This window comes from Streptomyces ziwulingensis (assembly GCF_039542605.1).
GTDB classification, from domain to species: Bacteria; Actinomycetota; Actinomycetes; order Streptomycetales; family Streptomycetaceae; genus Streptomyces; species Streptomyces ziwulingensis.
The window spans coordinates 263,070-289,521 of record NZ_BAABIG010000007.1 but is presented as its reverse complement, the minus strand read 5'-3'; the positions used below and the strand labels follow the sequence as shown (position 1 = coordinate 289,521).

General features: G+C 72.5%; 16 protein-coding genes, 1 tRNA gene and 2 pseudogenes. 2 read left to right on the top strand and 17 right to left on the bottom strand.

Annotation, left to right across the window (positions count from 1 at the left end; all coding sequences use genetic code 11):
* Positions 1–11 precede the first annotated feature (11 nt).
* From ABEB00_RS04125 to ABEB00_RS04110, 4 genes are all read right to left on the bottom strand, one after another.
* Positions 12–1,370 carry a GH1 family beta-glucosidase gene (locus ABEB00_RS04125; protein WP_345617475.1) on the bottom strand — a complete coding sequence of 453 codons (1,359 nt, stop codon included), beginning with the start codon at positions 1,368–1,370 and terminating at the stop codon, positions 12–14.
* 29 nt (positions 1,371–1,399) lie between these two features.
* A complete protein-coding gene (locus ABEB00_RS04120) occupies positions 1,400–2,239 on the bottom strand; it encodes a carbohydrate ABC transporter permease (protein ID WP_345617518.1) in 840 nt (279 codons plus the stop codon).
* A 67-nt stretch (positions 2,240–2,306) separates the two neighbouring features.
* Complete coding sequence (locus ABEB00_RS04115; RefSeq protein ID WP_345617474.1) at positions 2,307–3,323, bottom strand: carbohydrate ABC transporter permease; 1,017 nt, start codon at positions 3,321–3,323, stop codon at positions 2,307–2,309.
* Positions 3,324–3,328: 5 nt separating this feature from the next.
* Complete coding sequence (locus ABEB00_RS04110) at positions 3,329–4,645, bottom strand: ABC transporter substrate-binding protein (RefSeq protein ID WP_345617473.1); 1,317 nt, start codon at positions 4,643–4,645, stop codon at positions 3,329–3,331.
* A gap of 253 nt (positions 4,646–4,898) precedes the next feature.
* On the opposite strand from ABEB00_RS04110, the gene ABEB00_RS04105 reads away from it, so the two are divergent.
* Positions 4,899–6,728: a coagulation factor 5/8 type domain-containing protein gene (locus ABEB00_RS04105; RefSeq protein ID WP_345617471.1), complete on the top strand. Its 1,830-nt coding sequence runs from the start codon at positions 4,899–4,901 to the stop codon at positions 6,726–6,728.
* 93 nt (positions 6,729–6,821) lie between these two features.
* On the opposite strand, the gene ABEB00_RS04100 is transcribed toward ABEB00_RS04105, so the two are convergent.
* From ABEB00_RS04100 to ABEB00_RS04055, 10 genes and pseudogenes are all read right to left on the bottom strand, one after another.
* Entirely contained in the window at positions 6,822–13,379 is a 6,558-nt protein-coding gene (locus ABEB00_RS04100) for a type I polyketide synthase (RefSeq protein ID WP_345617469.1), read from the bottom strand.
* Positions 13,380–13,408: 29 nt separating this feature from the next.
* Positions 13,409–14,452, bottom strand: coding sequence for a ketoacyl-ACP synthase III family protein (locus ABEB00_RS04095; RefSeq protein WP_345617468.1), 1,044 nt, complete (start codon positions 14,450–14,452; stop codon positions 13,409–13,411).
* Positions 14,453–14,553: 101 nt separating this feature from the next.
* Positions 14,554–15,957 (bottom strand): NAD(P)/FAD-dependent oxidoreductase, encoded by a 1,404-nt coding sequence (locus tag ABEB00_RS04090; RefSeq protein ID WP_345617466.1) that lies wholly within the window; start codon positions 15,955–15,957, stop codon positions 14,554–14,556.
* A gap of 21 nt (positions 15,958–15,978) precedes the next feature.
* Positions 15,979–16,257, bottom strand: coding sequence for an acyl carrier protein (locus tag ABEB00_RS04085; protein WP_345617465.1), 279 nt, complete (start codon positions 16,255–16,257; stop codon positions 15,979–15,981).
* Positions 16,254–17,015 (bottom strand): methyltransferase domain-containing protein, encoded by a 762-nt coding sequence (locus ABEB00_RS04080; protein ID WP_345617464.1) that lies wholly within the window; start codon positions 17,013–17,015, stop codon positions 16,254–16,256. The genes ABEB00_RS04085 and ABEB00_RS04080 overlap by 4 nt, the downstream gene beginning before the upstream one ends.
* The gene (locus tag ABEB00_RS04075; protein WP_345617463.1) at positions 17,012–18,445 is read right to left on the bottom strand and encodes an AMP-binding protein; all 1,434 of its coding nucleotides are present in this window, start codon (positions 18,443–18,445) and stop codon (positions 17,012–17,014) included. The genes ABEB00_RS04080 and ABEB00_RS04075 overlap by 4 nt, the downstream gene beginning before the upstream one ends.
* Positions 18,442–19,209 (bottom strand): acyl-CoA dehydrogenase family protein, encoded by a 768-nt coding sequence (locus tag ABEB00_RS04070; RefSeq protein WP_345617516.1) that lies wholly within the window; start codon positions 19,207–19,209, stop codon positions 18,442–18,444. Before ABEB00_RS04070 ends, ABEB00_RS04075 begins: the two co-directional genes overlap by 4 nt.
* Positions 19,210–19,239: 30 nt before the next feature.
* Positions 19,240–19,539 (bottom strand): annotated as a pseudogene (locus ABEB00_RS04065) (acyl-CoA dehydrogenase family protein); the annotation flags it as partial.
* Positions 19,540–19,549: 10 nt separating this feature from the next.
* Positions 19,550–20,596, bottom strand: a complete 1,047-nt coding sequence (locus ABEB00_RS04060) for a ketoacyl-ACP synthase III family protein (protein ID WP_345617462.1) — start codon at positions 20,594–20,596, stop codon at positions 19,550–19,552.
* 414 nt (positions 20,597–21,010) lie between these two features.
* A tRNA-Leu gene (locus ABEB00_RS04055) sits at positions 21,011–21,098 on the bottom strand.
* A gap of 250 nt (positions 21,099–21,348) precedes the next feature.
* Here ABEB00_RS04055 and ABEB00_RS04050 point away from each other — a divergent pair.
* Positions 21,349–22,449 (top strand): annotated as a pseudogene (locus ABEB00_RS04050) (thiamine pyrophosphate-binding protein); the annotation flags it as partial.
* A gap of 20 nt (positions 22,450–22,469) precedes the next feature.
* Here ABEB00_RS04050 and ABEB00_RS04045 read toward each other — a convergent pair.
* From ABEB00_RS04045 to eboE, 3 genes are all read right to left on the bottom strand, one after another.
* Positions 22,470–23,693 carry a sugar phosphate isomerase/epimerase family protein gene (locus ABEB00_RS04045; RefSeq protein WP_345617461.1) on the bottom strand — a complete coding sequence of 408 codons (1,224 nt, stop codon included), beginning with the start codon at positions 23,691–23,693 and terminating at the stop codon, positions 22,470–22,472.
* 110 nt (positions 23,694–23,803) lie between these two features.
* The gene (locus tag ABEB00_RS04040) at positions 23,804–25,213 is read right to left on the bottom strand and encodes an alkaline phosphatase family protein (RefSeq protein WP_345617460.1); all 1,410 of its coding nucleotides are present in this window, start codon (positions 25,211–25,213) and stop codon (positions 23,804–23,806) included.
* Positions 25,210–26,451 (bottom strand): metabolite traffic protein EboE, encoded by a 1,242-nt coding sequence (gene eboE / locus ABEB00_RS04035; protein ID WP_345617459.1) that lies wholly within the window; start codon positions 26,449–26,451, stop codon positions 25,210–25,212. The genes ABEB00_RS04040 and eboE overlap by 4 nt, the downstream gene beginning before the upstream one ends.
* Position 26,452 lies beyond the last annotated feature (1 nt).

Here is a 26,452-nt window from a genome sequence, read left to right as displayed (position 1 = left end):
CCCGGACCGGCTCAGGCGGCCTCGCGTCCCCGTTCCCGCGCCGCGCGGATGATCTCCGCGTAGCGCCGGCCGCTGCCCTTGATGGTGCGGGCCTGGGTCCGGTAGTCGACGTGGACCAGGCCGAAACGCTTGTCGTAGCCGTAGGCCCATTCGAAGTTGTCCAGCAGGGACCAGGCGAAGTAGCCGGCCAGTGGCACGCCCTTGCCGGCCGCCGAGGCGCAGGCGGCGAGGTGGGCGGTCAGGTACTCCGCCCGCTCGGGGTCGTCGACCGTGCCGTCGGGGCGGACGGTGTCCGGGTAGGACGAGCCGTTCTCCGTGACGTAGAGCCGCCGGGCGCCGTACTCGTCGGTGAGGCGGAGCAGCAGGTCCTCGATGCCGCTCGCGTCGACCTCCCAGTCCATGCCGGTGCGCGGAACGCCGTCGCGGCGGACGGTGCGGACGTGGGGGGCGGGGCCGGCCGGGTCGGCGGCGACCGTCTGGGGGAAGTAGTAGTTGAGGCCGAGCCAGTCGAGCGGGGCGCCGATCAGGTCCAGGTCGCCCGGCTGTTCGGGCAGGTCGACGCCGTACACCTCGCGCATGTCGGCCGGGAAGCCGCGGCCGTGCACCGGGTCCAGCCACCAGCGGTTGGTGTGGCCGTCCATGCGGCGGGCCGCCGCCACGTCCTCCTCGGAGCCGGAGGCGGCGAAGATCGTGGAGAGGTTGTTGACGATGCCCACCTGGGCGCCGGGGGCCGCCGCCCGGATCGCCCGCATGCCCAGGCCGTGGGCGAGGAGCAGGTGGTAGGAGGCGCGGACGGCGGCCGTCAGATCGGTCCAGCCGGGGGCCATCTTGCCCTCCAGGTGGCCGATCCAGGCCGAGCAGAGGGGTTCGTTGAGCGTGGCCCAGTGGGACACGCGGTCACCGAGGCGCTCCGCGACCACGGCGGCGTACGTCGCGAAGTGCTCGGCCGTCGCCCGCTCGGGCCAGCCGCCCCGGTCCTGGAGCGCCTGCGGCAGGTCCCAGTGGTAGAGGGTGACGGACGGGGTGATGCCGGCCTCCAGCAGGCCGTCGACCAGTTCGTCGTAGAAGGCGAGGCCCTTGGGGTTGACCTCGCCGTCACCGCCGGGCATCACGCGGGGCCAGGCGACGGAGAGGCGGTAGGCGTTGGTGCCGAGCTGCCGCATCAGGCCGATGTCCTCGCGCCAGCGGTGGTAGTGGTCGCAGGCGGTGTCGCCGTGGTCGTCGCCGTCGATCCGGCCGGGGGTGTGCGAGAAGGTGTCCCAGATCGACGGTGCGCGGCCGTCCTCCGCGACGGCGCCCTCGATCTGGTACGCCGAGGTGGCCGTGCCCCACAGGAAATCGTGCGGGAGTGCGGCGAGGTCGATGGTCACGGAAGGTCCTTCCCAGACAGGTGCGTGGGTCACTTGACGGCTCCCGCCGTCAGGCCGGCGACGAGATAGCGCTGGAGCAGCAGGAAGCCCGCCACCACGGGGACGCTCACCACGAGGGACGCGGCCATGATCTGGTTCCAGTAGACGTCGTTGAGGGTGGAGTAGCCCTGGAGGCCGACGGCGAGGGTGCGGGTGCTGTCGTTGGTCATCACGGACGCGAAGAGCACCTCGCCCCAGGCGGTCATGAAGGCGTAGACGGCGACCGCGACGATGCCGGGCGTCGCCGCCGGGACCACGACCCGGAACAGCGCCCTGAGCGGGCCGCAGCCGTCGACCAGCGCCGCCTCGTCCAGGTCGCGCGGCACCGAGTCGAAGTAGCCGATCAGCATCCAGATGGAGAAGGGGAGGGAGAAGGTGAGATAGGTGAGGATCAGGCCGCCCCGGGAGCCGAACAGGGCGATGCCGGTGGTGTTGCCGATGTTGACGTAGATGAGGAAGAGGGGGAGGAGGAAGAGGATGCCGGGGAACATCTGGGTGGACAGCACGGTGGTCGTGAAGATCCGTTTGCCGCGGAAGTCGTGGCGGCTGACGGCGTACGCGGCGAAGATCGCGATCAGCACCGAGCAGACCGTCGCCGCGCCCGCCACGACCAGCGAGTTCACGAAGTACTTCGCGAGCGGGACGGTCGACCAGATGTCGATGTACGGGCGGATGGTCAGCTCGCTGGGCAGCCAGCGGAACGTGCCCGTCACGTCGGCCAGCGGCTTCAGCGAGCTGGAGACCATGACGTAGACGGGCAGCAGCACGAAGCCGGTCAGCAGGACGAGGACGATCCGCCGGGTCCAGAGGAAGGAGCGGGGCGGGGCCATCGGGGAGCGGGGCGCGGTCCGCCGCCGGGCCGGGCGGTCCGGGGGCTTCGGGGGGCTGAGGGCGGGGCTAGACACGGGCGCGGGTCCTCCGTCCGCGTGAGGTGACGGCCAGGTGGACGCCGGTCACGACGAGCAGGAAGAGCAGCAGCAGCACCGACATCGCCGAGCCGCGGCCGAAGTTCCAGGTCGCGAAGGACTCCTGGTAGATGTGGACGGAGACCAGGTCGGCCGCCGCGGGCGCGGACTTGCCGAAGAGCACGAACGCCGTGTTGAAGTCGTTGAACGTCCACAGGAACAGCACCAGGACGAGGACCTGGTTGACCGCGCTCAGCGACGGGAGCGTGATCCGGCGGATCTGCTGCCAGGTGCCGGCCCCGTCGAGGGCGGCGGCCTCGTACAGCTCCTTGGGGATGTTCTGCAGGCCGGCCATCACGATGAGGAAGGCGAAGGGCCAGCCCTTCCAGACCGAGACGGTCAGCAGGGCGAGGAAGCTGTTGTCGCCGATCAGCCAGAAGGACGGCTTGTCGGTGACGCCCAACTGGTCGTGCAGGACGTGGTTCACCAGGCCGTTGTCGTGCTGGAACATGAAGACCCAGGTGATGACGGCCGCGTAGACGGGCAGCGCGTACGGGACGAGGAAGAGCGCCCGGAGCAGGCCGCGGCCGCGGAAGGCGTCCTGCATGCAGATCGCCGCGGCGGTGCCGATGAGCCAGCACAGGGCGACGGAGAGGACGGTGAAGACGACGGTGACGAGGAAGGAGTGGAGCATTTCCTCGCCGACGGGTGCGTCGAAGTCGACGGCGACCTGGTAGTTGTCCAGGCCGGTCCAGGGGGCGGCGCCCCAGTCGCGGATGAAGAACTGCGTCAGTTCCTTGAAGCTCATCACGACGCCGACCGCCATCGGCACCAGGTGGACGAGGAGTTCGAGGAGCAGGGCGGGCAGCAGGAGCAGGTAGGGCAGGGAGACCCGGCGGATCCGGCCGGGACGGCGGCGGCGCGGGCCGCCCGCCGCCGTCCCGGGGGACGCCTCGCGGGCCGTCCGCCCGCCGTCGCCGGCGACGGTGGTGGGGGTCGTGGTCGTCACGTGGGTCACGCCGCCGGCATCTGCTGCTGGGCCTTCTCCAGCTTGGCCCTGACCGCCTCGGTGGTGATCCGGCGGCCGGCGGCGGCGTCCGCGAAGAGTTCCTTGATCGCGGTGCCGACCGCCGTCTCGAACTGGGACTCGGCGGCGACCTGCGGCAGGGCGACCGCGCTCGTGGCGAGGGTGTCCTTCAGGACCTTGGTGTCCGGGGTGCTGAAGGCGGGGTCCGACTGGGCCGCCTTGACCGGCGGGATCGAGCTGTACGCCTTGTTGAGGATCTTCTGTTCCTCGTCGCTGGTCATGAACTTCACGAACTTCGCCGCGCCGCCGAGGTTGTCGGTGTTCTTGAAGACGGCGAGGTTGATGCCCGCGACCATGGAGTTGACGCCGGTGCCGCCGCCCGGGGCGCCGGACCGCACCGGGACCGGGGCGACACCGTAGGCGTCCGGATCCATGCCCTGCGACTTGAGGTTGGCGGACGCCGACTGCCACAGCAGCATGGCGGTCCGGCCCTTGGCGAAGTCGCTCACGGACTGGTTCTGGGCGTACTCGGCGTTGCCCGGGGCGATGACCTTGTCCTTCGCCATCAGGTCGACGTACTGCTTGAGGGCGGCGACCGTGCCGTCGCTCGCGAAGTCGGGCTCGCCGTCGGCGGTGAAGAAGTCGGCGCCGTGCTGCTTGGCGAAGACGTAGGCGTGGTGGACGTTCTCCGAGACGTTCGCGCCCTCGGCGCCCAGGCCCCACGTGCCGTCCCCGGACAGCTTCCGGCCGGCCGCGACCAGCTCGTCCCAGGTGGCCGGGGGCTCGGCGATGCCCGCGTCGGCGAACATCCGCTTGTTGTAGTAGAGGGCGTACGCCATCGAGTAGAGCGGCACGGCGGCCGGGTCCTGGCCCCGGACGCCGGTCGAGGCGAGGGCGGCGTCGACGAAGCGCTCCCGGCCGCCGATCTTCTCGAAGTTCTTCGCGTCCCAGGGCAGCAGCGCGCCGGTGGCCTGGAGCGAGGCGCTCCAGGTGTTGCCGATGTTCAGGACGTCGGGGCCCTGGCCCGAGGTGGCCGCGGTGAGGATCCGGTTCAGCAGGTCGGACCAGGGCACGACCTCCACCTTCACCTCGATCCCGGTCTCCTTCTCGAACTTGTCGAGTTCGGGCTGGAGGACCTTCTTGTCCACCTCGACGCTGGCGCCCTGGTTGGAGGCCCAGTACGTCAGGGTCTTCGGCGAGTCGTCGGACCCGCCCCCCGTGGCGGAGCCGCCGCCGCAGGCCGAGGCGGCGAGGGCGAGAGACAGGGTGACGGCACCTGTGGCCGCGGCTCGGATGCTGCGCATGGCTGCTGTTGTCCCTTCGGAGAGTGCACACGACGCTCGTGAGACCGTGCGTTCACAGGCGCACTCACGGCTTAATTTAGGACGTGAGTTAAATCCTCCCGGGCAGACCCGTCAAGGGTTTCGACACCACGAGTCGAACTCCGTCGCCCCTCTTGACGCCCGCGTTCGGAACCGAGAAACATTCCCCGGCGAGAGAGCGCTCCCCACACCCCCACCGTTCACTTCCTGAACAATTCCGACAGGAGAGCCGCCCATGTCCTCCCACTCCCCGGGCTCCCCCCTTCCGTCCGAGACCCCCGAGCCGCACCGCCCGGCCCCCGGCCGCAGAGCCGTCCTCGGCGGTGCCGGCGCCGTCGCCGCCGCGCCCTTCCTCGCCGGGCTGGCGACCACCCCGGCCGCGGCCGCGCCGCCGGCCCGCGACGAGGGCACCCGCGCGCTGCCCGGCGGCGGCGACCTCGGCCCGAACGTCATCGTGTTCGACCCTTCGACGCCCAACATCCAGGGCAGGCTGGACGAGATCTTCCGGCAGCAGGAGTCGGCCCAGTTCGGCACCGGCCGCTACCAACTGCTGTTCAAGCCGGGCACGTACCACGGCCTCAACGCGCAGATCGGCTTCTACACCTCCATCTCCGGCCTCGGCCTCTCCCCCGACGACACCACGATCAACGGCGATGTCACGGTCGACGCCGGCTGGTTCAACGGCAACGCCACGCAGAACTTCTGGCGTTCGGCGGAGAACCTCGCCCTGGTGCCGGTCAACGGCACCAACCGCTGGGCGGTCTCGCAGGCCGCGCCCTTCCGCCGTATGCATGTGCGCGGCGGCCTCAACCTCGCGCCGGCCGGGTACGGCTGGGCCAGCGGCGGCTACATCGCCGACAGCCGCATCGACGGCCAGGTCGGTCCGTACTCCCAGCAGCAGTGGTACACCCGCGACAGCTCGATCGGGTCCTGGCTGAACGCGGTGTGGAACATGGTCTTCTCCGGGGTGACCGGCGCCCCCGCGCAGAGCTTCCCGAACCCGCCGTACACCACGCTCGACACCACGCCCGTCTCCCGCGAGAAGCCGTTCCTGTACCTCGACGGCGGCGCGTACCGGGTCTTCCTGCCCGAGAAGCGGACCAACGCCCGCGGGGTCTCCTGGGGCAACGGCACCCCGCGCGGCACCTCGCTGCCGCTGTCGCAGTTCTACGTGGCCAGGCCGGGCGTGTCGGCGGCCACGCTCAACCAGGCGCTCACCGAGGGCCTGCACCTGCTGCTGACGCCGGGGATCTACCACCTGGACCGGCCGATCGCGGTGGACCGGGCCAACACCGTGGTCCTGGGGCTCGGTTACGCCACCCTCATCCCCGACAACGGCGTCACCGCGGTGAAGGTCGCCGACGTCGACGGCGTACGGCTGGCCGGTTTCCTCATCGACGCCGGGCCGGTCAACTCCCCCACCCTGCTGGAGGTCGGCCCGCAGGGCGCCGCCCGCGACCACTCGGCCAACCCGACCACCGTCCAGGACGTGTTCATCCGCATCGGCGGCGCGGGCCCCGGCAAGGCCACCACCAGCATGGTCGTCAACAGCCGGCACACAGTCGTCGACCACACCTGGGTCTGGCGCGCCGACCACGGCGAGGGCGTCGGCTGGGAGACCAACCGCGCCGACTACGGCGTGGTCGTCAACGGCGCGGACGTGCTGGCCACCGGCCTGTTCGTGGAGCACTTCAACAAGTACGACGTGCAGTGGAACGGCCAGCGCGGCCGCACGATCTTCTACCAGAACGAGAAGGCGTACGACGCCCCGAACCAGGCCGCCGTCCAGAACGGCTCGGTCAAGGGCTACGCCGCCTACAAGGTCGGGGACAACGTCACCGAGCACGAGGGCTGGGGCCTGGGCAGCTACTGCTACTACAACGTGAACCCGGCCATCGTGCAGCACCACGGCTTCGCCGCCCCGAACCGCCCCGGCGTGCGCTTCCACGGCCTGCTGGTGGTGTCGCTGGGCGGCAACGGGCAGTACGAGCGCGTCATCAACGACACGGGCGCGCCCACGTCGGGGACGTCGACCGTGCCGTCGACGGTGGTGTCCTACCCGTGAGCCGGGGCCGGCCCCCATGCCCCGCGCGGGGCATGGGGGCCGGCCCGGCCGCCGCACCCGCCCCGGCCGTGTCGCCGCGGCCGGGGAGCGCCGTCACTCCGGTCGCGGCGCGGCGAGCAGGTGCTCCGTCAGTTCACGCAGCGTCGCCCGGCTGAGGATCTTGCCGACCGGCAGCAGCACACCGTGCGCGCGTTGCACCTCCTGTCGCAACTGCGCCGCCATCAGCGAGTCGAGTCCCTGGCTGGTCAGGTCCAGGTCCGGGTCGAGGTGCTCGGAGTCGACGTGCAGGACGGCCGCGACCCCGGCCCGGAACAGCGCCGCCCGGTCCTCGGCGGCGGCGGCCGTGCCGGGGGCGGCCGTACTCGGGGCGGCCGTGCCGGGGGCGGCCGGTGTCGCCGTACCCGGTGTCGCCGTATCCGGGGCCGTCGGCGCGCGCTCGGGCCGGGCGCGCTCCGCCGCGGGTGGAGCGGGTGGAGCGGGCGGCGGCGGGGCCGCGGTGGTGCGGCGCGCGGGGGCCTCGGTGACGACGTCCCGCAGGAACGGGGACGCGGCCGCGACGGGGTAGGCGGCCCGCCACCGCGCCCAGTCCACCGGCATGACCACGGTGTCCCCGGCCTCCGTGGCCAGCAGGTGGTCCAGCACGGCGAGTCCCGCCGCGGCGGTGAACCCGGTCATGCCCCGCGGGATCAGGTTCCGTCCCAGTGCGGTGCCCGCCTTGGCGGCCATGCCCCGGTCGGTCCAGAAGCCCCAGTTCACCGCGAGCGCCCCGCGGCCCCGGCTGCGCCGGCCGCGGGCGATCGCGTCGAGGGCCGCGTTGGCGGCGGCCCCCGCCGCGACCTGCGGTGATGCCAGCAGGGCGTTTCCGGAGGAGAAGAGGACGAAGTGGTCGAGGTCGTCCTCGAAGAGCCGGTCCAGGACGCGGGCGCCCGCCAGCTTCGGCCGCAGTACGGCTTCCAGGTCCCGCAGGGTGGTGTCGCCGATCGGCTTGTACAGGAAGACGCCGGCGGTGTGGAAGACGCCCCGGACCGCCGGCCGGCCGGCCGCGCGGCGGTGCTCGACCAGCCGGCGCATCGACCGCTCGTCCGCCACGTCCACCGGCGCGTACTGCGCCTCGGCGCCCCGGCCGCGCACCTCCGCCAGCAGGTCGGTGAGGCCGTCCGCCGACGGAGCGGCCCTGCCGGGTACGGAACGGCCGGTGAGCAGCAGGTGCCTGGCGCCGCGCGCCACCAGCCAGCGGGCCAGCTCGGCACCGAGGCCGCCGGCACCGCCGGTCACGAGATAGGTGGCGTCCGGCCGTATCCGGGTCGGCGCGGGTGCGGGCACGGGCGTGGGTGCGGGTACGGGCGCCGGTGGATGTGCTGCTGGGTGCGCCGGGGTGGTCCGCAGGTCGATGAGGATCTTGCCGACGTGCCGGGAGCCGGCCAGGTCGTCGAAGGCCGTGGGGACGGCGTCCAGCGGGTGCACCTCGGCGGGCAGCGGCGCGAGTTCGCCCGCCGCGATCAGGCGCAGTACCCGGTCGAGCAGCGCCCCGGCCCGCTCGGGGTGCTCGCGGCAGAGGGCGGTGGTGTCCAGGGTGTGGAAGGAGGCGTTGCGCGGCAGGGCGCCGGGGCCGGTCGGGGGGCCGTCCGCCGGGTTCCGCCCGGCCAGTTCCAGATGGCGCCCGTACGGGGCGAGCATGCTCAGGTTCTGGTCGGCGGCGGCCGCGCTCAGCGAGTTGAGGATGACGTCCATCCCCGTCCCCCGGGTCGCGGCCAGCAGCGGACCGGCGAAGTCCGCCCCGGAGTCGGCGACGTGGGCGACGCCCATGGCGCGCAGCAGGGCCCGCTCCCGCTCGCTGCCGGCGGTGGCGTGGATCTCGGCGCCGCGCCACCGGGCGACCTGGATGGCGGCGAGTCCCGTCCCGTCCGTGGCCGAGTGGATGAGGACCTTCTCGCCCTCGCGGAGCGCGGCCAGTTCGACCAGTCCGTACCAGGCGGTGAGGTAGGAGACCGGCACGGTGGCGGCCTCGGCGAGGGAGAGTCCGGCGGGCACGCGGTGGGTCAGCCGCCGGTCGGCGAGGACCCGCGTGGCCGGTCCCGGACGGGCTACGGCGACCACGCGGTCGCCCACGGCCAGCCCCCGCACGCCGGTGCCGAGGGCCGTCACCACGCCGGCGGCCTCCGCGCCCGGCCCGTCACCTTGGTCGTCGCCGTGGTCGTCGCCGTGGTCCGGGTGGGCCCCGGCCGCCCGGCGCACGTCGCGGAAGCCGACCCCGCCGTACGCGGCGGCGATCCGCACCTCGTCGGCGGCCGGGGGCCGGGCCGCGGCCACCGGCCGCACCGGGCCCGCGCCGCCCTCGCGGGCCGGCCCGGTCACGGTGACCTCGCCGGCGCCGGACGCCGGTGCGGTGCGGCGCAGCCGCAGGACGTACCGGGTGCCGGCCCGCAGCGCGATCTGGTCCTCGGCCGCGTCGGGGACGGCGATCTCCCGGGTCAGCGCCGCCGTCTGCGCCGTGCCCCGGGCCGGGTCGAGATCGATGAGGGTGTGCCGCACAACGGACAGCTCACTGGCCGCCGTACGTCCGAAGCCCCACACGGCGGACTGCTCCGCGTCCGGCGCCCCGTCCGCTTCCGCGACCGTCTCGGCGCCCCGGGTGACCAGCACCAGCCGGGGGCGGGGGCCGTCCGCCGGTGCCATGGACAGCGCCCGGTCCAGCAGCAGCGCGCTGCCGAGCCCCAGCGGCACCGCCCCCACCGGCCGGGCCGGCCGCAGGCTCCACAGGTGCACCACGGCGGCGACGCCCCCGGGGTGGTCACGGCCGGCCTCGCGCAGCAGCCGGGCGTAGTCGTCGAGACGGGACGGGTCGACGCGGTACGTCCCGTCGCCCGCGCGCTCGTACCTCTCCCCGGGCCGTACGGCGATCCGCGCGCCGTGCGCCGGTGCGAGCCGCGGCCCGAACTCCTCGTCCTCGAACACCAGCCAGGCCCTGGCGTCCGGCGGCTCCGGCGGCGCCCCGGGCGCGACGGCGGGCAGCCAGCGCGGCCGGTAGAGCCAGTCGGCCAGGGGCGCGGGTTCCTCCCGGCGCACCAGCCACCGGATCCGCAGGCCCCGGAACTCGGCCAGCGGCGTGCCCCGCTCGTCGCGGACGACGACGTCGCCGCTGAACGACTCGGCCGTCAGCTCGCGCCGCACCGCGTGGCTGTGCAGGGTGCCGGTGAGCGGCCCGTGGGCGCGGAACGCGTCGAGGGAGCCCAGCACGAAGGCGTGTTCCTCGCCGGGTACGGCCGTGTCGGGCAGGGTGGCCGCGAGCACCTGTCCGCAGGCGTCGAGGACCGCCGGATGGACGTGGTGCGGGTCGGCGCCGCCGAGGCCGTCCGGGACGACGATCTCGGCCAGCGCCTCGCCGTCACCGCGCCACACCCGCCCGATGCCCCGGAAGACGCCGTGCCAGTCGTTGCCGCGGGCCGCGAAGCGGCGGTAGAACTCGGCGCCGGTGAAGTGGTCGGGGGTGCGTTCGGCGATCTGCCGGGGCGGGTCCTCGGGGAGTTCGAGGATGCGGGTGCCGGCGGGTGCCCGCTCGACCCGGCCGTGCGCGTGCCGGGTCCATTCGGAGGCGGAGACGGAGGCAGTGGCGGTGGGGTCGGCGGTGGCGGTGGGGTCGGCGGTGGCGACGTCGAAGGCCCAGCCGGGCCCGGCCGGCCTCAGGGTGACCCGCAGCAGCGGCGGGGCGCCCGCGGTGAGGAAGAGCGCCTTGTCGTAGCGGATGTCCTGGACCACGGCGTCGGCGCCGACGCCGCGGGCGGCGGCGGCCACGGCCAGCTCCAGGTAGGCGGTGCCGGGCAGGATGACCAGCCCCTGCACCTGGTGGTCCAGCAGGTAGGCGTTGCGCTCCAGGTCGACGGGGCCCTCCCACCGGTGCGCGCCGTCGCCGAGGACGGTGTGCGCGCCGAGCAGCGGGTGCCCGCCGCCGGGGGTGTCCGCCCCGCCCGGCCGGGCGGGCGGGCCGGGCCGGGGACCGGGGCCCGGATCGAACCAGAACTCGGCGCGCTGCCAGGGATAGGGGGGCGGCCCCACGTAGGTGGCCGGGCCGTCGAACAGCGCGTCGCGGCGCAGCGGGTAGCCGGCCTGATGAAGCCGGCCGGCCGAGGTCAGCAGCGCGGTGAGGTCGTCGGTGTCGCGCCGCAGGGACTGCACGACCTGGTCGTCGGTGCGTTCCCCGGGCAGGCACTCCCGCACCGCCGCGCCGAGGACGGGGTGCGGGCTGATCTCGATGACGGCCGCCGTCTCGGAGCGGGCGGTCTCGGCGTCGACGGCCGCGTGGAAGCGGACCTCGTCGCGGAGGTTGCGCACCCAGTAGCCGGCGTCCAGTTCCTCCCCGGTCAGCAGGTTCCCGGTCACCGTCGACCGCAGCGGTACCTGGCCCGCACGGGGCCGGATCGACGCCAGGGCGGCGCGCAGCGCGTCCAGCAGGGGGTCGACGTGGCTGCTGTGCGAGGCCACGTCCACCTTGACGACGCGGGTGAAGACGTCCCGTTCGGACAGCGCGCCCAGTACCTTCTCCACCGCCGGGGTGCGGCCGGAGATGATGCTGCGCCGCGGGCTGTTGCTCACCGCGACGTCGACGTCCGGCACTTCGGCGAGTTCCCGGCGCAGTTCGTCGGCGGGCAGGTCGACCGCGGCCATGGTCCCGGTGCCGGCGATCTCCCCGAGCAGGGCGCTGCGGCGGCAGATCACCGCCGCGCCGTCGGCCAGGGTGAGCGCGCCCGCGGCGCAGGCGGCCGCGACCTCGCCCATGCTGTGGCCGATCACCACGTCGGGGGCGACGCCCCAGGACCGCCACAGCGCGGCCAGGGCGACCTCGACCGCCCAGAGCAGCGGCTGCACCACGTCGATCGGCCAGTCCGCCTCGTCGCCGCCGGTCAGGCGCTCGATCACCGACCAGCCGCGCTCGGCGCGGACGTGCCGGTCGCACTCTTCGAGGGTCTCTCTGAAGACCGGGGAGGTACGCAGGAGCCCGCGCCCCATGCCGGACCACTGGGAGCCCTGACCGGGGAAGACGAAGACGGTCCGCCACCGCGTGCCGGGCCTGGCGGAGATGACCGGCCGGTCGCTCCGCAACTGCCGGACGGCCTCGTCGTGTTCCGCGGCGAGTACGGTCAGACGGTGCCGGTGCTGGGTGGTCCGGGTCAGCGCGCTGAAGGCGACGTCGCGCAGGGCGTGCCGGCGGCCCTCCCCGTCGGGCCCGAGGAAGTCCGCGTAAGAGGAGGCCAGTCGGCGCAGGGCGGCGGGTGTCGACGCGGACAGGGCGAGCAGGTAGGGCCGCGGTGCGCCGGCCGGGGGCGGTACGGCGGCGGGGCGGTGCTCACCGAGGACGACGTGGGCGTTGGTGCCGGAGATGCCGAAAGAGCTGACGGCGGCGTACCGGGGGGTGCCGTCCCGGCCCCAGGCGCGGGCGGTCTGCGGGATCTCCAGCGCCATGCGGTCCCAGTCCACCGCGTCGGTCAGCCGGGCGCTGTGCAGTGCGGGCGGGACGACGCCGTGTGCCACGCAGAGCGCCGCCCTGATGAGGGCCGCGATGCCGGCCGCCGCCTCGGTGTGGCCGATGTTCGTCTTCACGGAGCCGACCAGCAGGGGGTCCGTGCTCGCGCGGCCCGCGCCGGTGCCGTAGACCTCGTCGAGGCCGCGGAGTTCGATCGGGTCGCCGGTGGGTGTGCCGGTGCCGTGGGCCTCCACGAAGCCGACGGCGCGCGGGGCGATGCCGCCGCGCGCGCAGGCGCGCCGCATGGTGTCGGTCTGCGCGCTCTGCGACGGGGTCATCAGGTATCCGCTGCTGCGGCCCTCGTTCTCGACCGCCGAGCCGTGGATGACCGCGTGGACGCGGTCGCCGTCCGCCTCGGCCCTGGCCAGCGGTTTGAGGACGACGACGCCGACGCCGTCGCTGCGCACGAAACCGTCGGCGTCGGCCGCGCCGAACTTGCACCGGCCGGCCGCGGACAACATGTCCGCCTGGGAGAAGGTGATGCTCTCCTCCGGGGTGAGCACCAGGTTGACGCCCGCGGCCAGGGCGAGGGTCGCCTCCCCGCCGCGCAGCGCGGCGCACGCCTGGTGGACGGCGACCAGCGAGGACGAGCAGGCGGTGTCCACGGAGGTGCTCGGGCCGCGCAGGTCGAAGAAGAACGACAGGCGGCCGGAGAGGACGCTGCGCGAGGTGCCGGTGTTGGCGTAGATGTCCAGCGCTCCGGCGGCCCGGAGCAGGTCCCAGTACTCGGCGGTCCGCTGTCCGACGACCACCGCGGTCGGGCTGCCCGCGAGCTGGTCCAGCGTCAGGCCGGCGTCCCGTACGGCCGCGGCGGCGGTCTGCAGCAGCAGCCGCTGCTGCGGGTCCATGTGGCCGGCCTCGCGGCCGGAGATGCCGAAGTAGGGGGCGTCGAAGCCCCGGATGTCGGGCAGGAAGCCGCCGCGGCGGCTGATGATCCGGCCGGGCGTGCGCGGGCGGGGGTCGTGGAAGGCGTCGATGGGGAACCGGTCGGCCGGCACGTCCGACGTGGCGTCGGTCCCGTCGAGCTGCATCCTCCAGAACGCGGGGACGTCGTCCGCGCCGGGGAACTCGCACGCCATGCCCACGATGGCGATCGGCTGCGGGGCGGCCGGGTCCTGCTGCTGCGCCGTCACGCGGCACCTCCTGTCGGCATCGTCGGTCCTCAGGTCCAGGAGGGCGGTTCGCACATGGTCAGGACCACGGCCACGGCCGACCATCCCGGAGCGCCGCCGAACAGCAGGACGTGGTCGCCCGCGTCGAGCTGCCCGGTGCGCAGCAGATGGTCGAGGGCGATGAACTGGTCGCTGGCCGAGGCGTGCCCGATCCCGCAGCCGAACTCCCACTGCGACCGGGAGACGTCCAGGCCGAGCGGGTCCATGGCGCAGTTCCGGGTGGTCGCCTCGTCGCCGTTGGGCACCAGGACCCAGCGCAGGTCGCAGCCGTCGAGCCCGGCCTCGCCCAGGGCGGCGAGCACCGTCTCGGAGCAGGCTTTCGCGATGCCGTCGGCGATGCTCACGCCGCCGACCTCCCGCACCCGCCCGTTGAACTGCTCGGCGCGCTCCACGGTGTCGATCCGGCGGCCCGCGGACCCGGTGGGCGGATAGAGCGGCTCGTCGCCGCGCGCCATCGCCTCGAACTCCGGGTAGACCCGGGAGACGACCGCGTCGACCCGGGCGAAACCCGCGGTGGGGCTGATCACGACGGAGCTGGCCGCGTCGGCGGCGATCACCCCCATCGGCCCGCTGTCCCAGCGGTTGAACAGGGGCGAGTTGAAGTTGTCCGCCGTGGTCAGCAGGATGTCCGGCCGGCTCGCCGGCTGGTGCGGCAGCAGTCCCGCGGCAAGCTCCACACCGGTGAGCATGCTGTTGCAGCCGTTGCGGATCTCCGTGCTCCCGGCCCCCGAGATGCCCAGTTCCCGCATGATGTACGCCGACGGCGACCACATCTCGGGCCCCTGGTAGAACGTCGAGCCGTGCAGCACCGTGCCGATCGCGGCGGCCCCTCCGGGGGTGCGGCTCAGCGCGGTCCGGGCGGCCCGTACGGCCATGTCGGGCGGTGACTCCGGTCCGGCGATCAGCACGCTGCGCAGACCGCTCTCGGCGAAGGCCGCGGCGTCGTACAGGCCCGCGGCGACCGCCTCGGACGCCTCGAAGGGGGCCGGCAGCCAGCAGCCGAGGCCGGCGAGGAAGACGTCGGCCGGTCTCATGCCGGTCCCCGGCCGTGGCTCATGGGCGTGCTGCCCGGTGCGGTGCCCGAGGGCCGGGGTTCGCTCATGCGGTTCATGCGGATGCACCACTTTCTCTGCGGTCAGAACAACGCGCGGGAGCTGAGGGAGACCTTCATGTTTCCCAGCAGCGGGTGCCAGAGGTGGTCGGGGTCCGCCTCCACGGCGGCGACGAACTCGCGCATCGCCGTCAGCGCGACCGGCTCCTGCTCGTCGTAGACGTCGCCCTGGAGCAGTTTCAGGACGTCGATGCGGTAGCGGGGGTCCTGGACGAAGGCGGTGAAGAGGATGTTGAGGCGGTAGTAGAGGGAGATGAACTCGTACCAACTGGACACGCCGCGCCGCAGTTTCGTCACGTAGTTCGCGAACCGGGCGGCCTTGAAGTCACCGGCCTCGGCGGCGGCGATGATGTCGGCGCAGGCCAGCCGGGCGCTGTTCATGGCGACACTGACCCCGCTGGAGAAGATGGGGTCGACGAACCGGGCGGCGTCGCCGATCATCACCATCGAGTCGTCGCACACCTTGCGCATGCCGTAGCTGTAGTCGCCCTCGGCCTTGAAGGGGCGCACCCGCTCGGCCTTCCTCAGCGCGTCGCGCAGCAGGGGCCTGCTGCCCACCGAGTCCCAGAAGAAGCCTTCGAGGTCGTCCTTGGCCTCCTTGAACCGGGCCTTCTGGGTGACGACCCCGACCGACGTGACCGTGTCGGAGATGGGGATCTGCCACACCCAGGTGTCGCTGAGCGGCAGGAAGTGGATGAAGATGTACTCGGCCTGGTTCTCGTCGTTGGCCAGGGCCTCCCGGTCGAGTCCTTCGAACCAACTGTGCACGGCGTACTGGTTGAACACCGGGTCGGGCACCTTGACCTTGAGCTGCCGCCCCAGCAGGGTGCCGCGTCCGCTGGCGTCGACGACCATCCGTACCGCCACCTGCGCGCTGGCCCCGCCCAGTTGCACCCGCAGCACGGGGCGGGTGGTGTCGGCGAAGTCCACGCCGCGCACCCGCACCCCGGAGTACACCTTCGCCCCGAGGCTCTCCGCGTGCTTGAGCAGGATGTGGTCGAACCGGCCGCGGTCGACGTGGAAGGTGTGGTCACGGTCCACACCGAGCTGGTCGCGTTCGTTGAACAGCACGTCGGCGGCGCCCAGGCCGTGGTCGTGGACCTGGAAGCCGAGCGGGTCCACCTCGTCGGCGTCGGCCGACGTCCACGCGGCGCCGTACTTGCGCGGGAAGCCCGCCGCCTCGATCTTGTCCATGGCGCCGATCTCCAGCAGCACCGGCGTGGTGGCCGGCACCAGGGACTCGCCCACGTGCTCCCGCGGGAAGAACTCACTGTCGAAGACCGCGACCGACAGACCGGCCTTGGCCAGGTAGGACGCGGCGGTGGAACCGGCCGGGCCGCCGCCGATGATGCCGATGTCGTAGTCGTAGGCGTGGTCGTGGTCGCGGTCGTGGTCGCCGTCGTGGTCGCGGTCGTGGTCCTGCGTCATCTGTTCTCCTGTCAGGTCCCGTCAGAGGGAGGCGGTCCGCGAGCGGAGGAGCAGGATCAGGTCGGTGATCGTCTCCAGCGTGCGGAAGTGTTCACCGGTCATGTGGACGGGCGGGACGCGCACGCCGTACGTGGTGCGGAGGTGTGCCAGCAGCCGCGCGGTGCGCACCGAGTCCAGCACCCCCAGCTCCAGCAGCGGACCGTCGGCGGTGATCAGGTCGGGGGGCAGGCCCGTCGCCAGTTCGTCCCGCACGTAGCCGAGCAGCTCGGCGAGGAGCGTGCTGCGGTCGAGGTCGGTCATGGTCTCCTCCGGGTGTCGGACACGGTTTCCTCCGGGTGTCGCGGCCGGGCCGAGGCGCGCGCCACGAGGTATCTGGTCGGCAGTTCGAGCGGGCGGCCGTCGGCGGTGCGTTCCGTGGTGTGCAGGGCGATGTCGCCGTCGCCGACGACGTCGAATCCGTTTCCTTCGAACAGCAGCCGCAGGCGCCCGTCCTCGGTGGGGGCGACGCGGGCGCCGAAGTCGAAGTGGGCGGCCAGCCCGGCCGTCTTGGGCAGTTCCGCGCCGCCGGCGAGCAGCTCGGCGACGTACCAGCCGGTGCGTTCGGTCAGTTCCTGGGCGAACAGCACCCCCGCCCCGCCGAGCAGGAGCCTGAGGGTCGTCAGCATCCTGGCGCGCTGGTCCGGGGCGAGCTGGTGCAGCACGCCGCGCATGTAGACGTTGACGTCGCCCAGTTCGGCGCGCAGCGCCGCCACGCTGTCCTGGTCGAGCAGATCGGCGCGGCGGTAGTCGACGTTGGGCGCCGGGTGCGAGGCGGCGGCCAGTCTCACCGCGGCCTCGGCGATGTCCACTCCGACGACCCGCGGGAAGTGCCGGCCCAGCCACCGCGTCTGCCGTCCGCTGCCGCACCCGACGTCGAGCAGGGGCAGCGACGGGTCGGCGTGCCCGCTGAACAGCGGCAGGTGCCGCGCCGCGGTCAACCGGGGCGACGAGTCCCACAGGGCGGCGCCGGGCTCGGCGGGCAGCGCCGACCAGAAGGCGTCCCAGGCCGCGCCCGTCATACGCCCGCTCCCCGCGTCACCAGGCCGCCGAGCGCGACGCGGTCGACCTTGCCGTTCCCGGTGCGGGGGAAGCCGCTGACCGTGTGCAGCGCGTCGATGGCCATGTACGGCGGCAGGAAGCGGGCGCAGTGCCGTCGAAGCTCCGCGTACTCGGGCGCCGCCCCGGTCTCCGGGATCACGAAGGCGTGCAGCCGCGCGTCCGGACCGGCGCCCACGACGAGGACCACCGCGTCGCGGACCTTCTCGTGCGCGACGAGCACACCGTTCACCTCGGCCGGTTCGATCCGGTGGCCGCGGACCTTCGCCATGTCGTCGATCCGGCCCCGGTACTCCAGCAGCCCCGCGGCGTCGTACCGGCCGAGATCCCCGGTACGGTACGGTCCGGCCTGCGGCTCGCCGCCCCAGTAGCCGAGCATGACGGTCGGGCCGCCGACCACGATCTCGCCGTCGTCCAGCGACACCGTGTCGCCGGCCGCGGGTGATCCGATCGGGATGGCCGCGGTGCGCGCGAGGTCGGCGGCGGTCACCTCGTACGAGGTGCACACGTTGGTCTCGGTGGGGCCGTACCAGTTGAGCATGCGGACGCCGGGCCAGCCGCGGCGCAGCTCCTTCAGCGGCTTCAGCGGAAACCGCTCGCCGGCGAAGACGCAGGCGCGCAGCGCCCCCGGTCCGCGCTCCAGCAGCTCGCCGTACTCGGCCATGAGCACCAGGACGGACGGCACCGAGTACCAGACGGTGATGCGGCGTTCCAGCAGGAAGTCGACCAGTGGCGCCGGGGCCTGGGCGAGGGTCTCGCCGACGAGGTGGACCGACGCGCCGGCCCGGAAGGCGCCGTAGAGGTCGAAGACCGACAGGTCGAAGCCGAACGCGGCGTGGTTGGCCAGCCGGTCGGCCGGGGTGAGGTCCAGCTCCCGGCAGGCCCAGTCGACGAAGGCGAGGGCGTTCCCGTGGCTGAGACAGACGCCCTTCGGCGCCCCTGTCGAGCCCGAGGTGTAGAGGATGTACGCCGGGTCGGACGGCCGGACCGGACGGGGGGCGGGGCGGGAGCCGGACGGCGCCTCCCGGGCGAGATCCGCGTGCGGTACGCAGGCGACGCCGGGGAGCTGCTCGGCGTGGTCCGTGACGATCAGCGCCGGGCGGGCGTCCGCGGCGATCCGGGCGACCCGCCCCGGGGGATTGCCGCGCGGGACGGGGACGTGGATCGCGCCGCACCGCAGCACCGCCTGGGCGACGGCCACCGCTTCGGCCGTCTTGTCGGTCCACACGAGGACGCGGTCGCCCGGCAGGACGCCGCGCCCGCGCAGCGCGGCCAGGTAGGTGTCCGCGCGCGCGTCCAGTTCGCCGTAGCTCATGCCGGTGACCAGGTCGCTCACCGCGAGCGCGGCCGGTGTCCGGGCGGCGGCGTCGGCCACCAGGCGGTAGAGGCTCACAGTCCCATCTCCCGGGCGATCAGTTGCCGCTGGATGTCCGAGGTGCCGGAGAAGGTGGTGGCGGGCACCGCGTCGCGGAGCTGTTCCTCGATCCCGTACTCCGTCAGGAAGGCGCGGCCCCCGAAGATCCGGGTGGCGTCGAGCGCGGTGGCGACGGCGGCCTCGGACACGGCCAGTTTCGCCAGGGCGATCCACAGGTCGGGGTCCTGGCCGCCGTCGATCTCGGTACAGGCCCGGTAGAGCAGCAGCCGTCCGCTCTCCAGCCGCAGCTTCATGTCCGCCAGCCGGTCCGCGACCGGCTGGAGGTCGGCGAGGCGCTTCCCGAACTGCCGCCGGTCCCGCACATGCCGGACGCACTCCTGGATGAGACGTTCCTGCTGGCCGAGGTAGATCGCGAACAGGCAGGACCGCTCCCACCGCATCGACGTCCGGAACACCAACTGTCCCTGTCCGGGGCTGCCGAGCACCCGGTCGTCCGGCACGAAGCAGCGGGTGAACCGCACCTCGCCGGCCTGGCAGGCGGTCAGGCCGGACTTCGCCATGGGCCCCCCGGCGACCAGACCGGGGGTGTCGCGGTCCACGGCGAACGCGGTGGAAGCGAAATAGCCGCCGTCCGGGTTCGTCGTGGCATAGGTGACGTAGAGATCGGCGACGGGACCATTGCTGACGAAACTCTTGACACCGTCGAGGAGATATCCGCCGTCGACCTGGGTGGCCGTGGTCGCCAGCCGGGAGATGTCCGATCCCGCCTCCGGTTCCGTCATGGCATTTCCCGCCACCAGTTTCCCCGAGCACAGCGCGGGAAGCAGTTTCCGCCGTGTCTCCGGGAGCGCGAACTCCAGCACCGGTCTGACACAGGCGAAGAGATGGGCCGCCGCGGCGAAAAGCAGTCCGCTGTCCGCGCCGCCTACGCTCGCCCCCTCGTACAGAAGGGCCGTGTCGAGCGCCCCTGAACCCGCACCGCCGTATTCCTCCGGAACAGCCGCGCCCAATAATCCGAGATCGGCGAGCTTGTTCCAATCGAGAAGTTCTTCGGCGCTCTTTCTTATATGCGTGTATCGCTCCTGTTGTTCAGCGCTCAGGCTGAAGTCCATGAGGCGCCTTTCACGAAGCGGTGACCGTGGCAGGAAGGGCGGAGGACCAGTGCGGGGTTTCGAGGATCTCGATCACGGCACAGGCGATGTTCAGTCCGGGACCGACGCCGAGCATCAGGAAATGATCCCCGCCGCGCAGTTCACCGGAGAGGAGAAGCTGTTCGAGTGCCACCATCTGATCGCTGGCGCCGATATGACCGACGGTGCGTCCTTGTTCCCATGTCGAGAGGGACATCGGCAGGCCCAGCGGTATCATCGCGCGTCCTTCGACGCGTTCCCGTGACCCGTTGGCATAGGCGACGCGAGTGATGTCGTGGATCGTGATGCCGGATTCTTCGAGGGTGCGGCTGATCAGCTCGTCCTGCGCGGCCACGAGCTTGAGGGGTCCGGCCGGGTCCCGGTCCGGGCCGGCCAGCCAGCGGTCCTTGGAGTCGCCGAAGTCCAGCTTGTTCGGCAGGCCGGCCCCGGGCGGGAACAGGGGCTCGGGCCCGCGGTGCATGGCCTCGTACTCGGGGAGCGTGACCGCGTTGACGGCCTTGAGCCGGGCGAAACCCTTCCGTCGGCTGAGGACGACGGCGGAACCGGCGTCACCCATGACGAAATGCGGACTAAATCGCCAGCGTTCCAGCAGTTCCGAGGTGAAGTTGTCTCCGGAGGTGACCAGAGCGGCCTCGTGCTCGGGTGCGGCCATGAGATGGCTCGCCGCGAGTTCCAGAGCGGAGAACATGCCCATACAGCCCTGTCTGATCTCGGCCGCGGTGGCATTTCCCGCACCCGTGTGCCTCTGCACGTAATACTGCGGGCACCAGCCGTGCGGCCCCTGGTACCAGACGCTGGTGTAGAGCAGAAGACTGAGGGACGCGGCATCCTGTTCGGCCCGTTCGAGTGCCTGCCGGCATGCCCGCACCGCCATTTCCGGAGCGGGTGTGTCGCCCGCGACGGTGACACTGGTGATTCCGTACTCTTCTGCGGCACTCCGGTCGATCAGCCCCCGTTCGACCGCCCATCCGATAGGAACCCGGTCCGGAAGAAAAGCCCCCAGACCGCTGATCAGCACATCGGATGTCTTCATGACTCGGCCCACCCCGTATTCTCTCGGTCGCGTTTCGTGAAGAAGTACTCAAGAGATGTGTGAAGAGTGCTCAGGAGATGTCGAGGAAGGGAGGGGGCGAAGGTAACGGAAGGTGCGGTCTCTTCTGTGCGCCGGCTCGCTCATGTGTCAGCCCTTGAAATCCATCGCAGTCCGAAGGAAGGGCGACATTCCTTATTGCAAGGGTGCACTCCGTTTCGGTGTGCGTCAAGGTGCTGAGGTAAACGCGTGAGGCGAAAAGTGACCAATGGGGAGCATGGGGCGGAAACGCCGCCGACCCTCGCCGATCCGCCGGCCACCCGGCCGCCGGCGGCACCGTCCGGAAAAACAGCAGAGACCCCAGGCGAACTGGGGTCTCTGCTGGTACCGGTACTGCTGTGCTGGTGTCCGAGGGGGGACTTGAACCCCCACGCCCGATAAAGGGCACTAGCACCTCAAGCTAGCGCGTCTGCCATTCCGCCACCCGGACAAGGTGTCCGTCGCCCTGCGCGGGGTGATCCCCGCGGCGACGAGAACAACCATACCAAGGTTTCGCAGCGCCTTTCACCTGCGTTTCCGTCCCCTGGGCGGCGTCGCCGGGGCACGTCGGCCGGAAAGTGCCGCACGCCCCTGGACACCACTCACCGGATGCGGGACAACAAGCTTCATACAGTATGCGTCGACTGTATGCAATCCATGCGAGAGTGCCCCCACCCCTGACGGAAGGGACCCGCTTCGCCATGCCCGACGACACCCAGGACGTCATCTCCGGCGGCCACCTCGTGGCCAAGGCCCTGAAAGCCGAGGGGGTCGACATGATGGCGCCGATCACCAAGTTCGCGGCGACCGTGCCGGACACCGCCCGCGCGGCGGACCTGGTGTCGATGGCGTTCCGCGAGTGCTACCACGGCGCGCCCGGCCCCTCCTTCCTGGAGATCCCGCGCGACGTGCTCGACGCCAAGGTGCCCGCCGACCGGGCCCGGGTACCCCGGGCCGGGGCGTACCGCGCCTCGACCCGGTCGGCCGGTGACCCCGAGGCGATCGAACGCCTCGCCGATCTGGTCACGCACGCCGAGAAACCGGCGATCCTGCTCGGCAGCCAGGCGTGGACCACCCGCGCCACGGAGGCGGCGGCCGGGCTGGTCCGCACGCTGAACATCCCGGCGTACATGAACGGCGCCGGCCGCGGCACCCTGCCGCCCGGCGACCCGCACCACTTCCAGCTCTCGCGCCGGTACGCCTTCTCCGCCGCCGACGTCATCGTGATCGTCGGCACGCCCTTCGACTTCCGGATGGGCTACGGCAAGCGGCTCTCCCCCGAGGCGACCGTGGTGCAGATCGACCTCGACTACCGGACCGTCGGCAAGAACCGGGACATCGACCTCGGGATCGTCGGGGACGCCGGGCTGGTGCTGACGGCGGTGACCGAGGCGGCCTCCGGACGGCTGGGCGGCGGCGCGGCCGGGCGCAAGGAGTGGCTGGACGAACTGCGCACGGCCGAGCGGACCGCCCTCGGCAAGCGGCTGCCGCAGCTCCGCTCGGACGCCTCCCCCATCCACCCCTACCGCCTGGTCAGCGAGATCAACGACTTCCTCACCGAGGACTCGATCTACATCGGCGACGGCGGTGACATCGTCACCTTCTCCGGTCAGGTCGTGCAGCCCAGGTCGCCCGGCCACTGGATGGACCCCGGCCCGCTCGGCACCCTCGGCGTCGGCGTGCCCTTCGTGCTCGCCGCCAAGCAGGCGCGGCCCGACAAGGAGGTGGTCGCCCTCTTCGGCGACGGCGCCTTCTCGCTGACCGGCTGGGACTTCGAGACCCTCGTCCGCTACGACCTGCCCTTGTAGCCCCGTACAGGGGTCTAGCGGCGGCGCTTGCGCAGGGCCGCCAGGTTGTCGTAACTGATCTTGGCCTCGCGCAGCGACTGCGCGGGGTCGGTGGCGCTCGGGGAGTTGTCGTCCTCGACCATGGGGTTGCGGTAGGCCCGCTCCCCGACCCGGGAGAAGAACGTCGTGTAGTCGATGACGCCGGTGCCGAAGGGCACCATCTCGTAGCCCATGCCGTTCGTCGTGCTGATCACGCCGTCCTTGGCGTGGAACAGCGGGTAGCGCTTGCTGTGGCGCGCGACGAGCCCGGCCGGGTCGAAGACCCGCTCCCGGGTGGAGCCGTCGTGCGCGGTGTACGTGGGGAACTTGTACCGGGCCACGTGTGCCCAGAAGATGTCCATCTCCAGCCAGACCAGCTTCGGGTCGGTGACCTTCAGGAAGTACTCCAGCCTGCGGATGCCGGAGCTGCGGGTGGGCCGGCCCTGGGCGTCCGGCGGGCCGCCGTCGAGGAGGAAGCCGTAGGCGGCGTCGTGGTTGTGGGTGTAGAGCTTGATGCCCTCGCGGCGGGCGATCCGTCCCAGGGCGTTCCACTTGTCGGCGGCGACGTCCCAGTCGGCCCGGTGGGCGCTGCCGGTGGGGTCGCCGCCGGTGCCCATGTGGTCCATGCCGAGGATGTGGGCGATCTCCAGGTGCTTCTTGAAGGTGTCCAGGTCGGCGGTGGTCAGCGGCCAGGAGGGCGGTATGAAACCGTGGTTGCCCTGGGCGCGCAGCCCGTACTCGTCCAGCCAGCGACGCAGCAGCCTGGCGCCCTCGACGGACTCCAGGCTCGCGCCGCCGGGCGCGTTGGGGTGCTGGCCGTAGCCGGCGAACTCGACCTGGCGGTAGCCGTGCCGGGCGAGCTGCTTGAAGACCTCGCGGAAGCCCGAGGGCAGGTCGCCGGCGAGCGGGTCGCGGGCGATGGCGTCGCGGACGGTGTAGAGGATGATGCCGCGCTTGTGGGCGGGGACGAGGACGTCACCGCCGTGACCGTGGTCGTGGTCGTGGTGGTGGTCGTGGTGGTGGCCGGTGGTTCCGCTCGGGGCCTTCGCGAGGGCCGGGGAGGCGCCGAGGACGGGGGCGGCGACGGCCGCGCCGGTGACGGCGGTGCAGGTGGAGAGGAAGCGGCGGCGGCCGACGCCGAGGCTGCGGCGCAGGGCCTCGCCGGGACCGCCGGCGGGGTCGGCGGGGTCGGTGCGGGACGTGTCGGAGCTGCGGGTCACGGGTGCCTGCCTTCTGTCGGGGCCCGCCGCGACGGTGCGCGGCGGGCCGTTGTCAGTGGTGCGTGCTTCACTGAATTCAGTTCGGACTCGGCGGCCCTCGTGGCCGTGTCTCAGCCGAGCCCGGCCAGCCGGAGCAGGAGTTGCTTGACGTCGGTGGCCGCGACACGGTCGCCGACAGCGTGGGGGGTGGAGCAGATGAGGAGCGGACCGTCGTCGTCGCTCGCGGGAAGGCGGCCGTGGCTGCCGCGAATAGGTGAGGCGTCCAGCGGCACGACCGCCATGCGGTAGCGCAGGCCGAGTTTCTTGCGGGCCAGCGCGGTGGCCGCCTTGACCTTGACGTAGGGGTCGAGCGGGTCCATGAACAGCTCGACCGGGTCGTAGCCGGGTTTGCGGTGGATCTCCACGAGCTGCGCGAAGTCGGGCGCGCGGGCGTCGTCGAGCCAGTAGTAGTACGTGAACCAGGCGTCCGGCTCCGCGACGGCGACGAGTTCACCGGCCCGCGGATGGTCGAGGTGGTGGGCCTTCTTGCCCTCGTCGTCCAGGAGCTGGTCGATGCCGGGCACCGCGTCGAGTGCGGCGCGGGTGGCGGCGAGGTCCTCGGGGCGGCGGACGTAGACGTGGGCGATCTGGTGGTCGGCGACCGCGAAGGCGCGGGAGGCCATCGGGTCGAGGTACTCCATGCCGTCCTGCGTGTGCACCTCCAGGAGGCCGGCGCGGCGCAGGGCGCGGTTGATGTCGACGGGCCGGTGCACGCGGGTGATGCCGTACTCGGACAGGGCGACGACGGTACGGCCCTCGGCGCGGGCGTCGTCGAGGAGGGGGGCCAGCGCGGCGTCGAGGTCGGCCGCCGCTTTCAGGGAGCGCGGGTCGTCGGGGCCGAAGCGCTGCAGGTCGTAGTCGAGGTGAGGGAGGTAGCAGAGGGTCAGGTCGGGGTGGCGGGTGCGGGTGAGGTGACGGGTGGCGTCGATGATCCACTGGCTGGAGACCAGGTCGGCGCCGGGGCCCCAGAAGTGGAAGAGGGGGAAGGTGCCCAGTTTCTCGGTGAGTTCGTCGTGCAGGGCGGCGGGCCGGGTGTAGCAGTCGGGTTCCTTGCGGCCGTCGGCGTAGTAGACGGGTCGCGGGGTGACGGTGAAGTCGGTGTCCGCGCCCATGGCGTACCACCAGCAGATGTTGGCGACGGTGTAGCCGGGGTGGGCGCGGCGGGCGGCGTCCCAGAGCTTGTCGCCGCAGACGAGGCCGTTGTGCTGGCGCCAGAGCAGGACGTCGCCGAGTTCGCGGAAGTACCAGCCGTTGCCCACGATGCCGTGTTCGGAGGGGAGGGTCCCGGTGAGGAAGGTGGACTGGGCGGCGCAGGTGACGGCGGGCAGGACGGTGCCCAGCGGCGCGCGGGAACCCGACTGCGCGAGTCTCTTGAGGTGCGGCATGTGGTCGAGGAGACGGGGGGTGAGGCCGACGACGTCCAGGACGAGCAGCGGGGTGGGGCCTTCGGCGCGGGCGGAGCCGTTCAGGGCGGCGGTCATGGCAGTTCCTTCAGGCCGAGGTCGGTCAGCAGCTCGCGGGCGAGGGTCAGCTCGGCGGCGATGCCGTCGGTGAGCTGGGCGCGGGCGCGGGGGCGCAGCTCGGGTGGGAGGGCCTGCCAGGTGTAGGTCTCCACCTCAAGGTGGCGGGTGAGCGGGTGCGGGCCGCCGACCAGCCGGGTCAGGGCGGTCTTGAGGACGGGGAGGGTGGAGGTGAGAGGGGCGGCGGGAGACGCGTGCAGGGGGACGTGGAAGTGGGCGCGCCAGGGTGCCGTGTCGGGCAGGGCGTCGCCGGTGAGGGCCTCGGCGAGGTCGTCGGTGCCGCGCAGGACGCCGGTGCCGGAGGGGCCGGTGGTCGCGTGTCGGCCGGTGGTCGCGTGCGGGCCGGTGGTGGGGTCCGGGCCGGTGGTGGCGAGGGTGCGGGTCTGGTGCAGGAAGCGGGGCTCGGCGAAGGCGGCGAGTGCCTCGCGGACGGCGGGGAGAGCGGGGTGTTCGGCGTGCAGGGCGGCGGAGAGCTGGGACTTGACGACCGGGACCCGGGCTTCGGCGAGGGCGTCGAAGGCGGTGTGCGGGTCCTCGAAGGAGGTGGCGAGGTGGCAGGTGTCGACGCAGACACCGATGCGGTCGTGGGCGATCGCGGCGAGCGGTGCGAGGGCGTCGCGCGTGGTCTCGACGACACAGCCGGGCTCGGGTTCGAGGCCGATCCGGATGGAACGGCCGGTCAGTTCCGCCAGGGCGTCGAGCCGCTCGGCGAGGGTGCGCAGGGCGGCCTTGGCCTTCTCGGCGCGGGCGTCGTCGTAGGCGGTGCGCCAGGCCAGCGGGAGGGTGGAGATGCTGCCCTCGGTGACGTCGTCGGGGAGCAGCCCGGCGAGGAGGCGGGCGAGGGAGGTGGTGTGGTCGAGCCGCTCGGGGTCGGCCCAGTCCGGCTTGTAGACCCGGTACTTGACCTCCTGCGCGCCGAAGCCCTCGTAGGGGAAGCCGTTGAGGGTGACGACCTCCAGGCCGCGCCGGTCGAGTTCGGCGCGCAGGCCGCGCAGTGCGGCCGGGTCGGTGACGAGGGCGTGGGCCGCGGCCCGGGCCAGCCAGAGGCCGATGCCGAGGCGGTCGCGGCCCAGCCGGCGGCGGACCGGCTCGCAGTGGTCGCGGAGCTGGGCGAGGACGCCGTCGAGGGTCTCGGCCGGGTGCACGTTGGTGCAGTAGGCGAGGTGGACGGTGGAGCCGTCGGGGTGGCGGAAGCGCATC